General features: G+C 41.0%; 14 protein-coding genes. 4 read left to right on the forward strand and 10 right to left on the reverse strand.

The window, feature by feature from the left end:
* Window positions 1–9 precede the first annotated feature (9 nt).
* Complete coding sequence (locus IWX76_RS07275) at window positions 10–1,239, reverse strand: M16 family metallopeptidase (protein ID WP_196859249.1); 1,230 nt, start codon at window positions 1,237–1,239, stop codon at window positions 10–12.
* A gap of 116 nt (window positions 1,240–1,355) precedes the next feature.
* On the opposite strand from IWX76_RS07275, the gene htpG reads away from it, so the two are divergent.
* A complete protein-coding gene (htpG, locus tag IWX76_RS07280) occupies window positions 1,356–3,245 on the forward strand; it encodes a molecular chaperone HtpG (RefSeq protein ID WP_196859250.1) in 1,890 nt (629 codons plus the stop codon).
* An 82-nt stretch (window positions 3,246–3,327) separates the two neighbouring features.
* Here the strand turns inward: htpG and IWX76_RS07285 are convergent, their stop codons facing one another.
* The gene (locus tag IWX76_RS07285) at window positions 3,328–4,215 is read right to left on the reverse strand and encodes an MBL fold metallo-hydrolase (protein WP_196859251.1); all 888 of its coding nucleotides are present in this window, start codon (window positions 4,213–4,215) and stop codon (window positions 3,328–3,330) included.
* A gap of 62 nt (window positions 4,216–4,277) precedes the next feature.
* Between IWX76_RS07285 and IWX76_RS07290 the strand changes: the two genes are divergently transcribed.
* Both IWX76_RS07290 and IWX76_RS07295 read left to right on the forward strand, forming a co-directional pair.
* Window positions 4,278–4,871: a TlpA family protein disulfide reductase gene (locus IWX76_RS07290; RefSeq protein WP_196859252.1), complete on the forward strand. Its 594-nt coding sequence runs from the start codon at window positions 4,278–4,280 to the stop codon at window positions 4,869–4,871.
* A gap of 9 nt (window positions 4,872–4,880) precedes the next feature.
* Entirely contained in the window at window positions 4,881–5,168 is a 288-nt protein-coding gene (locus tag IWX76_RS07295; RefSeq protein ID WP_196859253.1) for a hypothetical protein, read from the forward strand.
* On the opposite strand, the gene IWX76_RS07300 is transcribed toward IWX76_RS07295, so the two are convergent.
* From IWX76_RS07300 to ruvX, 8 genes are all read right to left on the reverse strand, one after another.
* A complete protein-coding gene (locus IWX76_RS07300) occupies window positions 5,165–6,703 on the reverse strand; it encodes a YifB family Mg chelatase-like AAA ATPase (protein WP_196859254.1) in 1,539 nt (512 codons plus the stop codon). The genes IWX76_RS07295 and IWX76_RS07300 overlap by 4 nt on opposite strands.
* Before the next feature lie 57 nt (window positions 6,704–6,760).
* On the reverse strand, window positions 6,761–8,101 hold the full coding sequence (gene ffh, locus IWX76_RS07305) for a signal recognition particle protein (protein WP_196859255.1): 1,341 nt from the start codon (window positions 8,099–8,101) through the stop codon (window positions 6,761–6,763).
* 86 nt (window positions 8,102–8,187) lie between these two features.
* On the reverse strand, window positions 8,188–9,132 hold the full coding sequence (locus tag IWX76_RS07310; protein WP_334641444.1) for a DUF3078 domain-containing protein: 945 nt from the start codon (window positions 9,130–9,132) through the stop codon (window positions 8,188–8,190).
* 105 nt (window positions 9,133–9,237) lie between these two features.
* A complete protein-coding gene (locus IWX76_RS07315; RefSeq protein WP_196859257.1) occupies window positions 9,238–9,999 on the reverse strand; it encodes a hypothetical protein in 762 nt (253 codons plus the stop codon).
* A 49-nt stretch (window positions 10,000–10,048) separates the two neighbouring features.
* Window positions 10,049–10,921 carry a glucosaminidase domain-containing protein gene (locus IWX76_RS07320; protein ID WP_196859258.1) on the reverse strand — a complete coding sequence of 291 codons (873 nt, stop codon included), beginning with the start codon at window positions 10,919–10,921 and terminating at the stop codon, window positions 10,049–10,051.
* A 3-nt stretch (window positions 10,922–10,924) separates the two neighbouring features.
* Complete coding sequence (locus tag IWX76_RS07325; RefSeq protein WP_196859259.1) at window positions 10,925–11,485, reverse strand: glucosaminidase domain-containing protein; 561 nt, start codon at window positions 11,483–11,485, stop codon at window positions 10,925–10,927.
* A gap of 1 nt (window position 11,486) precedes the next feature.
* Window positions 11,487–12,122, reverse strand: a complete 636-nt coding sequence (locus IWX76_RS07330; protein ID WP_196859260.1) for an O-methyltransferase — start codon at window positions 12,120–12,122, stop codon at window positions 11,487–11,489.
* Between the two features lie 7 nt (window positions 12,123–12,129).
* Window positions 12,130–12,546 (reverse strand): Holliday junction resolvase RuvX, encoded by a 417-nt coding sequence (gene ruvX, locus IWX76_RS07335; RefSeq protein WP_196859261.1) that lies wholly within the window; start codon window positions 12,544–12,546, stop codon window positions 12,130–12,132.
* Window positions 12,547–12,593: 47 nt separating this feature from the next.
* Here ruvX and IWX76_RS07340 point away from each other — a divergent pair, with 47 nt between their 5' ends.
* Entirely contained in the window at window positions 12,594–13,742 is a 1,149-nt protein-coding gene (locus tag IWX76_RS07340; RefSeq protein ID WP_196859262.1) for a DNA polymerase III subunit, read from the forward strand.

The raw sequence follows: 13,742 nt of genomic DNA on the forward strand, positions 1-13,742 counted from the left end.
ATACGAATATTAGCTTAAAGGATAAAAGGTTAGCGCACTTAGATTTTTTTCATTTAAAATTTCCTGGGTAATTTCGTTTATTTCCGCCCGGTCTACCGCCCGTATTTTCTTGAAAACAGTTTCCAAATCGTCGATATAATCGTAGTCAATCAGGCTTTTAGCCATGGATATGATTAATCCCATCCGGTTTTCTTCGCCAAGCGCAATTTGCCCGATGAATTTATTCTTCGCTTTGTGCAATTGTACCTCTGTCAGCGGTTTTTCCCGTAGTTTCTTAAATTCCTTATAAATTAATGAAAGCGCTTTGTCTACCTTTTCCTGATCAGTACCGAAATAAATGGTGAACAGGCCAGTGTCGCTTAGCGGACTGTAGCCGCTTTCAATAGTATAGGCAATGCCGTATTTTTCGCGGATCTGTAAGTTCAATATAGAACTCATACCATTGCCACCCAGCAGGTTGTTGAGTAATAGCAGCCCAGTTTTATAAGGATGGTATAAACTGTAAGTCTGTGTACCTAATACCACATGTGCTTGTGAAATGGGCTTGTCGTGGCGTTGTACAACCACGCCATTTTTAACAGGCGCTAACCTTTGCAACGGTTTAATGTTAGCTGGAATGTCACCGAAATACCTGGTGCCTATTTTAATAAGTTTGGCTAAGCTATAATTACCTGTTACCGCAATAATAATTTTATCGGTATGGTAATTGGCCGCCATAAAGTCTAAAATATCCTGTTTGCTAAGCTTGCTCACACTTTCTGCAGTGCCTAAAATGTTTCTTCCAAGCGAATGGCCACTAAATAAAAGGTCTTCAAAGTCGTCATATATGGCTTCTTCAGGTTGATCGAGGTAAGAACTGATTTCATCCAGAATAACACTTTTTTCTTTTTCCAATTCCTCCTCAGGAAAAGTAGAATGGAAAATGATATCATTGAACAGTTCGAGTGTGCGATCCAAGTATGGATTTAAAAAAGACGCGTGCACACAAGTATATTCCTTGGTAGTGTAGGCATTTAAATCTGCACCAACACTTTCCAGGCGGTTTAAAATCTGATTGGTTGTTCTTTTCTCTGTCCGTTTAAAAATCAGGTGTTCTATAAAGTGGGCCAGGCCCGATTGATCTGCATTTTCATCCCTGGAACCACTATTTACGAGGATACAGGCATGTGAAATGGTAAAGGCAGAAGGTACGTGCAGCAAACGAATGCCGTTGGGTAATGTATGAACGTTGTATTCCATATGCGGCACAAAGATACGCAACTGGAGGTTAAGCTGTTTACTGTCAAAATGGCAATATTTAAGATTGGAACAACGCTTGATAGATGGGAAACGTATAACAAAATTAGTCAACATATATGAGCATAGAAGAAAAAGGAAGCATTTCCATACACACCGAGAACATTTTTCCCATCATTAAAAAATTCCTGTACTCAGACAATGAGATTTTTTTAAGGGAGTTGGTTTCCAATGCGGTTGATGCGGTTCAAAAGATCAAACGTTTGTCAGCCCTTGGCCAGTTCAATGGTGAGCTTGGCAACCCAATGGTTGAAGTGGCTTTAGATGAAGAGAAAAAGACCATCACCATATCAGATAATGGTTTGGGTATGACTGCTGAAGAGATTAAAAAGTACATTAACCAGGTGGCTTTTTCTGGTGCAAGTGAATTTGTAGAGAAATTTAAAGACGCTAAAGATGCCAATGAAATCATAGGTAAATTTGGTTTAGGCTTCTATTCTGCCTTTATGGTAGCTGATTTGGTGGAGATTCAAACCTTGAGTTTCCAGGATGATGCTACACCGGCCCGTTGGGTTTGCGATGGTAGTACCACTTATGAAATTACTGAAGGCACACGTACCACCCGTGGTACTGATATTATCCTGCATATCAATACAGAATCGGAAGAGTTTTTAAGCAAAAGCAAGCTTGAACAAATCCTTGATAAATATGGTAAGTTTTTACCTGTTCCAATTAAATTTGGCACTAAAACACAAGAAGAAGAAGACGGTCAGGATGAAGAAGGAAAGCCTAAATATACTTCGGTAGAGGCTGATAACATCATCAACACCACTAATCCGATCTGGACTAAAGCACCTGCAGATTTGTCAGACCAGGATTACCTTGATTTCTATAAACAATTATATCCTTTCTCAGAAGATCCATTATTTTGGATACACCTGAATGTAGATTATCCATTTAACCTGACGGGTGTATTGTACTTCCCGAAAGTGAAAAATGATTTCGACATGCAACGCAACAAGATCAAGTTGTTCTCTCGCCAGGTATTTATCACCGACGAGGTAAAAGACATTGTTCCTGAATTTTTGATGTTGTTACATGGGGTAATCGATTCACCAGATATTCCATTAAACGTTTCCAGAAGCTTTTTACAGGCCGACAGCAATGTGAAAAAAATTAACAGTTACATCACTAAAAAAGTAGCTGATAAATTAAGCGAACTCTTCAAAAATGACCGTAAGGCTTATGAAGAAAAATGGGGTGACATTGGCTTGTTCGTAAAATATGGTATGGTGAGCGAAGAGAAATTTTATGATAAAGCTAAAGATTTCGCCTTACTGACCAATACGAAAAACCAAAACTTCACTTTAGAAGAATATAAAGAAAAGGTCAAAGACTTGCAGACCGATAAAAATGGTCAGGCAGTTTACATCTACACCAATGATCCGGCTAAACAGGATAGTTTCATCCAGTCGGCCAATAAAAAGGATTACGACGTGTTATTGATGAACTCACCAATTGATAATCACTTTATCCAAAGCTTAGAGCAGAAACTAGAAAAAACTGCCTTAAAACGTGTAGATTCAAGCGTTGCCAGCAAACTAATTGAAAAAGATGAACTTGCAGAATCGGTATTAACCGAAGATCAAAGTAAAAAGATCAAGGAAGTTTTCGAAAAAGCGATTACTAAGCCAGGAATGCATGTAGAAGTGGTGGGCTTAAATCCTGAAGAACACCCGGTTACAGTAACCATGGATGAGTTTATGCGTAGGATGAAAGATATGGCACAAATGGGTGGCGGAATGGGCTTTTATGGCACCATGCCCGATAACTATAAAGTAGCCATCAATGGTAACCATAAACTGATCTCCCGTATCTTAAAGAGTGATAATGAAGAAGAACAGACTACCCTGGCTAAACAGGCCGTTGATTTGGCTTTGTTAACACAAGGTATGCTTACCGGAGCAGAATTAACAGAATTTGTAAGCAGAAGTGTAGAGTTAATCTAAACCTGGCTTTTAAAATCTATAGCCCGCTATGAAAGTAGCGGGCTATTTTTTTTGATTGTTTATTTTTCGCGCTAAAATTCGTTTATCTGTTTTTCAAACCCCGAACCACAGTAAATGCAAGCGCTGCAGAAAGGACAACAACTGCTCCTAAGACTGTTTTGCTCAGTCCCGAATACTTTCCATCATTCACATAACGGCCATGTTTAGGAATGGCAATTTCTGCAAAATGCTCTACCAGGTGCTCCAGTGCTGATGCGAGTTCCTCGCCCTGCATGGTTGGCCCATGACCAGTTGCTGCTACAGCAGGTCTCAGGTCTTTCAGTTTACGTACAGATAATGCTGCCGACACCCAGTTCGGGGTAAAATATTTAGGTGGACCAGAGAGTTGCTTTTTATTGGTCAGTACGTTAAAAGCAGATTCGGCCTGTGTGGTTACAAAGGCATCACCTGCTAGCAATACTTTATCGCGGCCCCTGAACAGTGATATGTGTCCCGGTGTATGACCTGGGGTGTGAATGTACTGCCAGTCGGGCATATGTGGTAGGGTACCATTCTTTGCCAATGCATGCACATGGGTGCCCAGGTTAATTGGACTGTTTGGGTACATAAAAGACATCGCACTCATCAATCCTCCACCTACGGATGGATCTGCCGGTGGATAGGAAGTATGTCCCGTTAAATAAGGTATTTCCTGCTGATGTGCATAAACCTGTACTTTCCATGTTTTCAGTAACTCATGAAGAGCCCCGATGTGGTCAAAGTGCCCATGCGTTAACACGATGGCTGCTGGCGGATTATCTTCGCCAAAAAGATCTGCGGCCATCTTTTTTATGCGGCAGGCACTGCCACGAACGCCCCCGTCCACCAGAACCCACTCTTCAGGACCTGTCGTTACCATGTAAATATTTACAAAGACAATCTTTAGTCCCCATATGCCCGGGGCAATTTCCGTATATTTATGCTCTTCCATACCGTTATGTTAATTGTTATGCAATAACAACAAATATTCATACTGGTTTTGAATTAGTTTATATGTCGAAAATCACAGCTGTTTTTAGTAAAAAAATAATCACCAATTTTCTGTTTATCACGGCCTTGCTTGTGCTGATTTTTGTTCCTTCGGCCAAAGCAATCTTAATGCAAGGCTTAATGAAAATAGGTTTGTTTAAGCCAGCCACAACAGAGAAGCCTGTGTCAGCGGCATTAAATTTGTCAGAAATTAAATTCAAAGATACCCAGGGAAAGGTAGTTGATTTGGGTAGTTTGCAGGGAAAAGTGGTTTTTATCAACTTCTGGGCTACCTGGTGCCCGCCTTGTCTGGCCGAAATGCCTTCTGTAAACAAATTATACGAACAGTTTAAAGCCAACCCAGACGTCGTGTTTCTATTGGTCGATGCGGACAGCGACTTTGGGAAATCGCAACAGTATATGGACAAGAAAAAGTATGGCTTACCCGTTTATGCAGTAGCTAGTTCCATCCCTGAAATACTCTTTAAAGGGTCATTGCCTACCACTGCAGTATTAGATAAAGCCGGTAACCTGGTTTATCACGGAGAAGGTGCAGCAAATTATGCCGATAAAAAGTTTGTGGCATTTATAGAAAAACTAATCACATTAAAACAATAGATACAGCTTATGCTACAACCATTTGATGTTACCCTGGGTGACATAGATTATGCAGTGTTCCCGGAAGGAGAAGATACGTATGTTATTTTTAAGGACGGTCTTGAATACCTCCACATTCAAAAAGACACGGAGCTCCAGTGGATTAAGCTGGATCCTAAAACAGGTATGCCTTTATTCGACACCAATGATGAGGTCAACCTTCTAGGCAAAGAAATTTTAGCACATATTGCTGAAGTTGGCGACGACGAAGATGACACGGCTACAGGCTTCGTTATCGGAGAAGAAGTAAAAGACTAACCTGCCCAACTATCCCGGTCGAGGCTCCTGTAATGGATGGCCTCGGCCAGGTGTTCTAATTCTATGGTTTCGCTTTCTGCGAGATCAGCAATGGTTCGGGAAACTTTTAGAATCCTATCATATGCCCGGGCAGATAATCCCAGTTTTTCCATTGCTTTTTTGATAAGCGAACGCCCTGCATCGTTAATCTGACAAACATTCCTTACCATATTCGGACTCATCTGTGCATTACAATGCAAACTCGTATTAGCCGCAAAACGCAGGTCCTGTCTTTCTCTGGCCTTTATCACCCGGGTCCTGATGCAGGCACTCTTCTCCGCTTCCTGCAGCGATGATAATTCATTAAAATTTACTGGGGTCACTTCCACATGCAGGTCAATGCGGTCTAATAAAGGGCCCGAGATCTTACTGAGGTATTTTTGAACAATGCCAGGCCCACAGATACATTCCTTGTCTGGATGGTTATAAAAACCACAAGGGCAAGGGTTCATGGACGCTATAAGCATAAAGCTAGCCGGGTACTCCACACTTAACCTGGACCTGGAAATGGTAACCTGCCGGTCTTCCAGCGGCTGGCGCATCACTTCCAATACCGAACGCTTAAATTCAGGCAGTTCATCAAGAAATAAAACGCCATTATGAGCCAGAGAGATTTCTCCGGGTTGTGGATTTACACCGCCGCCCACAAGCGCCATGTCAGATATGGTGTGGTGCGGACTCCGATACGGCCTTTCGGTCATTAAAGAATCAGCTGCATTTAATTTACCTGCTACGGAGTGAATTTTAGTAGTTTCCAGCGCTTCCTGAATATTTAAGGGTGGCAAAATAGTGGGCAGCCGTTTGGCCAGCATGGTTTTCCCGGCACCCGGTGGACCAATCAAAATGAGGTTATGGCCACCTGCAGCCGCTATTTCCAAAGCCCGTTTAATATTTTCTTGGCCTTTAACATCAGAAAAATCCTGTTCGTAACTGCTTACATTTTCATAAAACAGCTCCCTGGTTTTGACTACTACAGGTATAAAAGTGCCACTGTTATTGAAAAAATCAATCACCTCACGCAGGTTTCTCATGCCATACACATCAAGTTCGTTAACAATGGCTGCCTCCCTTGAATTGTCGATCGGTAAAATAAACCCCTTAAAACCGGCAGTGCGGGCCTGTATGGCAATGGGTAATGCTCCTTTGATGGCCTGTAATCCGCCGTCTAAGGATAGTTCTCCCATAATAAAGTACTGGTGGAGGTCTTCTTGTTCAATTTGGCCTGAGGCGGCTAGAATGCCAATGGCAATTGGAAGATCATAAGAGGAGCCCTCTTTACGGATATCGGCGGGGGCCAGGTTCACCACAATTTTCTGCCTGGGCATTCGCAGCCCGGCAGTTTGTATGGCACTTTCTATTCTTCGTAAACTTTCCTTAATGGCATTGTCGGGCAAGCCAACAATGTGGTATCTGTTACCACCGCCAATGCTAACCTCTATAGTGATGGTTAAGGCATTGACACCGAACACGGCACTTCCAAATGTTTTTACTAGCATATTTGTGATATCAAATAAGCCAATGTAAGCTAAAGAAGGCGTGGTGTGGTTAACTATTTACATTTTGCCCTGAGGCATTTTAGGCATGTTTTTCATCATTTTGGCAGCGGCTGCGGGATTAGAAAATTGTTTCATCACTTTACGCATGTCTTCAAACTGTTTAATCAGTTTAGTCACGTCTTCTACCTTATTTCCAGAGCCATTAGCGATGCGGATTCTACGGCTTTGCTGTATAGCATCCGGATTTTCCTTCTCATACTTGGTCATTGATTGGATAATTGATTCTACACCTTTGAAAGCATCGTCTTCAATCTCCACGTTTTTCATCATCTTACTTACACCAGGTATCATGCCCATCAGGTCCTTCATGTTACCCATTTTCTTAATCTGTTGGATCTGGTTGTAAAAATCGTTAAAGTCGAATTTGTTCTTGCGGATTTTCTTTTGAAGTTCTGCAGCTTCCTTTTCATCAAACTGCTCCTGAGCACGCTCAACAAGGGATACCACATCACCCATCCCCAAAATACGGGAAGCCATACGATCTGGATAAAAGACATCCAGAGCCTCCATTTTCTCCCCAGTACCAATGAATTTGATGGGTTTGTTCACTACCGACTTAATCGATAATGCTGCACCACCACGGGTATCACCATCTAATTTAGTTAACACCACACCGGTAAAGTCTAACCTGTCGTTAAAGGCTTTAGCAGTGTTCACGGCATCCTGACCAGTCATGGCATCCACTACGAATAAAATCTCGTGAGGTTTAGTGCTGGCTTTTACCGCAGCAATTTCATTCATCATCGCTTCATCGATGGCCAGGCGACCAGCAGTATCGATAATGATGACATTGTTGTTTTGTGATTTTCCTGCAGCAATACCTTCCAATGCAATAGCAACGGGGTCTTTAGAATCTTTGTTGGCATAAACCGGTACACCGATTTGCTCTCCAAGAATCTGTAATTGGTCTACCGCAGCCGGACGATACACATCTCCCGCTACTAATAATGGTTTTTTACCTTTACTTTTCAGGTAATTGGCTAGTTTCCCAGAGAAGGTGGTTTTACCCGCACCGTTCAAACCAGCAATTAATATAATGGTAGGATTATTTTTTAAATCAAGTTCAGTTACCTCACCGCCCATTAAGGCCGTAAGTTCGTCGTTCATCACTTTAGTCAGCAACTGACCTGGTGAAACAGCCGTAAGAACGTTTAAGCCTAATGCTTTTTCTTTAACGTCATCTGTAAAAGATTTGGCTGTTTTATAATTTACGTCGGCATCCAAAAGGGCTTTACGAATTTCTTTCATGGTTTCAGCCACGTTGATCTCCGAAATGCTTCCCTGTCCCTTTAAGACTTTAAATGCACGGTCTAGTTTATCCTGTAAATTCTCAAACATTTTCTTTAGTACTTAGTGTTCAATTTTTTGTAGAAGGCAAAGTTATTATTTTTGGTCGAATCAGAAGCGAAAAAGCAGCGATTCTTTTAGCGTGGGAAGATAAAGATGAGTCCGAGTGATAAAGTCTGACTACCCTGTATCTTTGAATCTGAATTTCGGTCGTATAAACCCACACCGGTGATCGAGGTGTTCATAAAGCGATTTACCTTAGCGGTAAGCGCAACATCTAAACGATGGTTGATGTAGCCGAAGTTGTCGTAAGGTACAAAGGCCATGTATTTAGACTTCAGGTTTACATTTTTAAAAATGTCCTTATCATAATTCATCACCACCTGGAAAGCCAGCTCATTAACCATTTTTGATCCAATCGGCACACCAAAATTGTTGGTATTTTTCGGGTTATTATAAATTGAGGTGTCTAAAACGAAAGTTTGTCTGGCTGTACCTGTACCAATACGGGTAGAAAAGTACTGGTTAGGTTTATATTCAAAACCGATGGATTCTGTTAAATAACCTGGTGACATAAATCTGGAGAGCAAGTTCGGTACTTCTGCGCCATCATCATTAATCTCATAACTATAGCCAAGATCAAATTGTGATTCAAAGTTGATGGATCCAAAGAAATACCAGTTTTTAGATAGCTGAATCGCCGCTTTATTATCTATATAAATCCGATCGACTGTCTTTTTCTGTAATTGGCCCCTGTTTTTTACTTTCCCATAGTTAAGGATCACCTCGCTGGTGTAACTCAGGTTCTCTTTCCGGTATTCTGTCTTGTAATTGATTAAACCAGTTAGTGCCATGGAATTTACCCCACCACCATTCCAGTTATCACTAAAAGCAGCCTGGTTTAAGTTTAATCCAATAGAGGTTTTGGTATTCCAGTAGTTGATTTCTGCGTCTACAACTTTAGGCGCCAATTCTACCGGTTTATAGATTAAGGAACCTATTCGTGAAGGCAGCGGACTGCGTTTCAATTTAATCTGCAGATCAGTTGTATTGATCGGAATGGTATCAATTTCTTGAGCCATCAGGCTTGAAAAAGATAATACTAGTAATACAGTGTAAAAACCTTTCATTAATACAAAGAAAACAAAAATGTTTCTTATCAAAGACCTAAAATTGAACTAAATACCTTATTCTGGGTTTAACTGCTCGATTACAGGCTTAGGTAAGCTTTGTAAACGAAGCGCTGCCGGATTTCTTTTATAGGCTTTATAGTTGTTTTTGATAAAAACAACGAAGGCATAATCCGATGCGGCTAGCACAAATTCATAGGTTGGCCGGTATTGTTGCATAAAATCTTCCAGTTCAAAATCTTTAACACCAAGCGTGCGTTGTACAAATTCTGGCCTGAACCGGTAATCAATAATTTGCTCGCGATAGTCCTTTTCGAGTATACCTTGTAGTCGCCTGGCGTTAGCGCCTTTGCGGCTAAGCAAGTTGTAAATGGCGTCGATGCCCAGGCCCACACCATTGCTCCCCAGGTTAAGCAAGTCTTTTGAACTGCCCCGGTCAAGCGCATATTTATATTCCTTTAAGTTTTTCTGTTTTTGTTCCTCCGGACTAATCAAACTACCCACAATTTTCACCTCTCTAAGCCTGATGGATAAGGGGTTGAGCTGGAAATACACGGAATTCTGGCCTTTATAAACCATGGTATCGACTGCATAACCGGGTAATGCTGCAAATAAGGTGTCACCTTTTTTAGCCTTAATGGTAAATTCACCTTTGGTGGTGTTAAACAAACCGTCGTCTGTTCTGGAATTATAGATATACACTTTAGCCAGGCGTTGTTTACTGCTCTTATCAATTACAAAACCCTGGAATGTCCTTTCCTGCGAAAAAACACTGCTGCTCAGTAGGATAAGAAGAAAATAGAGTCCTGTAAATTTCATGGTGCAGGCAAAAATACAAATAAGCCTTTTGTCCGTTCTTAAATTAACATTATTTAACCACCAGCAGTTCCTGCCCAATTTTAATACCTGTATCCTGAAGGTTATTTAATAAGCGCAGTTCATCAACCGTTAGGTTAAATCGCTTTGCTACGTTGAACAGGGTATCCCCTTTTTTAACCATATAACGGCCATCGGTAGTGGTTTTATCAACAGGAGCCATGGGAGCCTCTGCCGCAGTAATCATTTGGTTAGATACAGGAGTTTCTACCGGTGCAAACTTCTCCTTTTCTTTTGGAATGTTTTTGTTGATTTCTGTAAATACGCGGTCTTCCCTCAGAATTTTTTCTTTCTCTGTTTCAGGTTCGTCATATTGGTTCAGCTTGTAGCGGTTAATGATATTAATCAACAGCTCCGGATATTTTGGATTTGTGGCATATCCAGCCTGTTTCAGTCCATAAGCCCAGTTTTTATAGTCGTTTTTATCCAATTCGAATAAAAAGCTATAACGTTTACGCTTTAAAAACTCAGAATGATCTCTGTATGATTCACGGGCATCTTTGTAAACCCTGAAACAGTCGTTCCGTGCATCATCATCCTTAAAATATCCTTTTCCCTTCCAGTCTGATGTACATTTAATGCCAAAATGATTGTTGGCAAATTTAGCCAGGCTGCTGTTTCCATTGCCCGATTCTAAAATACCCTGAGCCAGGATAATACTGGCCGGAATACCAGAAGCATTCATCTGCTCAATCGCAACGCCTTTAAATGAATCAATATAACTTAAGGTAGAATAGCTTTCGTAGTTAGGGTTGGCTTTAGTGGCCTGTTTCTCTATCTGCTTATTGTTTTTACTGTATTGCCTGGACTTACAGGAAGCTAAAAATACAATCAGGAGCAGGGGGAGCAGGAGCTTTTGGTTCATTATTTACTTAATCTTGTGAAGGGGTAATACGGTATTCAAGTACTGAATGGATTTACTTAACGGTGCAGGTTTGGCTAATTGCTGCGGTGTATGGTCGTATTTAAACAGTTCATACTTTTTAATCAATGCAATCACTTTTGATGGCCAAAGAGTGCTCTGGGCATAACCTCCGCGCTGTATGCCTTTAACCCATCCCATATAGTCATCTTCATCATATTTAGCAAAAAGATGGTTGTAAGACGATTTTCGCTGAATGAAACCGACAAAATGGTCATAAGAATCCTGAACGGAGTCATAACCTTTATAGGCAGATTTAATCTTAGTGCTGTAGTTTTTACCTTTCACACCAAAGTGGTTGTTCAGGTTGCGGGCAATTTTGCTGGTGCCTGCGGCAGATTCATGGATGGCGACAGCGAGAATGACACTGGCCGGAATTCCGTTTTCTCTCATGAGGGTTTGCGCATAAGCCACATTTTGGTTGATGTAATGGAGCGTGGTTTGTGCTTGGGATGCCGCTGTTGTAAACAACAGGCTAATCCAGATAAACATTAGCTTTTTAATCATGTTATTTTTTTCTGATGATGAATAATCCGTCCCTTACGGGCAGTATTAATTTCTCTACCCGGTCGTCTGCTGCTATCTTATCATTAAATGTAATAATATTTCTGGTATCCTTATCTACTTGATTACTAAGAACTTTTCCACTCCAAAGTACGTTATCCACAATCACCAATCCTCCAGGTCTGATTTTGTCAAAAACTAAATCGTAATAAGTTCCGTTGTTTTTTTTATCGGCATCAATAAAAACGAGGTCAAAAACCTCGTCAAGTGTGTTTACAGTCTCGGTGGCATCACCCAGGATATAATTAATCTGCGAATGGTAACTGGATTGTGCAAAATTATTCCGCACCATATCTTCCAATTCCATGTTAATATCTAATGTGTAAAGCTTTCCTTCCGGCCGTAAACCTTCTGCTAAACAAAGCGTTGCATAACCCGTAAAGGTGCCGATTTCCAGAATTCTATGTGCATTAACCAATTTACTCAGCATGCTTAATACCCTGCCCTGGTAATGGCCAGATAACATACGTGGCATTAAAACCTTAAGGTTGGTTTCCCTGTCAATCTGTTGCAATAATTCACTTTCCGGCTCACAATACCGAAGTAATAACTGCTGCAGCTCTTCATTAATCATACTCATAGGCTTGTTATAAACGCTGTTCTTGCATGAAATATTGTAAGATGATGGTTGCAGCGATGGTATCTACCCGATCTTTGTTCCTTCGGTCCTGCTTTTTCAGTCCGCTATTCATGATCGTTTCCTGTGCCAATTTAGAAGTAAAACGCTCATCTACCCAGAATTGAGGGATGTGTGGAAAGTTCTTTTTTAGGGTAGTTGAAAATCCTTTTACATGCTGTGCAGATTCTGAAGGAGTGCCATCCATTTGTTTGGGATTTCCAATAACAAAGGCTTCCACCTCTTCGTTCCCTAGGTATTTTTTCAGGTAATCTAGTATTTCTTTAGGGTGTATGGTGTCCAGACCGGTTGCAATAATTTGCAATGGATCCGTCACGGCAACCCCGATACGCTTGGTACCATAATCGAATGCGATAATACGTGCCATGCTACAAATATGCGAAACCATATTAAAAATTTAGTATTTTGCACCAAATGCGATTTAAAGAGATCATCGGACAAGAGGCCATAAAACAGCAGTTAATTCAAACAGTTGCTGAAAATAGAGTGAGTCATGCGCAATTGTTTCTTTCTTGCCCGGGCAGTGGCGCATTACCTCTAGCTATTGCTTATGCGCAGTACCTGAATTGCCTCCAAAAAACGGCAGACGATAGCTGCGGACAGTGTTCTTCCTGCCGTAAATACGAACGTTATATCCATCCTGATCTTCATTTTTCCTATCCTTTTTTTGCATCAAAAGACGTTAAAATAGCGACTGATGTGTTAGATCAATGGCGTAAAATGCTGTTGAATGATGCTTATTTCGACATGGATATCTGGCGTTCTAAACTTCAGGCAGATAATAAACAGGCCAATATTAATATCGCTGAATGTCATGATATCATTAAAAAGTTAAGTTATAAGGCTTTCGAAGGGAAGACCAAAGTGCTGATCATGTGGCTTCCTGAATACCTGGAAAAAGAAGGAAATGCGCTGTTAAAGATTATCGAAGAACCGCCTAAAAACACCCTGTTTATTTTAGTAGCCAATAACCAGGACCAGATCTTATCCACTTTGTTATCAAGAACTCAAATCGTCAAGATTCCTAAATTACCTGATGCTACCATAGAAAGTTACCTGATGGAAAACCACGGGCTGAGCGAACAACAAGCAATTGAATATAGCTATCTGGCCGACGGTAACTTAATAGAAGCGAAGATGCTGGTGGAGAACGCACAGAACGATCATGCCGAGAAATTTGCCGAATGGCTGAGGTTAGGTTATGGCAATAAAGTACTTGAGCTTTCTGCTTTTGTAGACCAGGCTGCCGGTTGGGGCCGCGAGAACCAAAAGAATTTTTTGAAATATGGCATTAGCTTCCTCAGGGAATGCTGTTTGCTGCTTAGTGGTGCAGAAGCTTTGGTTAAATTACCGCTGAGGACACTGGAAACCGCAAAAAAGCTATCCACACATGTGCTCAGTTTAAATATGGCAGAAGCCATTATCACCGAATTGGAGCAAGCACATTATCACATCGAAAGGAATGCAAATCCGAAAATTCTCTTTTTAGATGTATCTTTACAATTGGTTAAAATAATTAAATTTAAAACGCTCCCGAAAGGGACTCAATATATATACAGTTAA

Source organism: Pedobacter sp. CAN_A7, from assembly GCF_015752175.1.
Classification (GTDB): Bacteria; Bacteroidota; Bacteroidia; order Sphingobacteriales; family Sphingobacteriaceae; genus Pedobacter.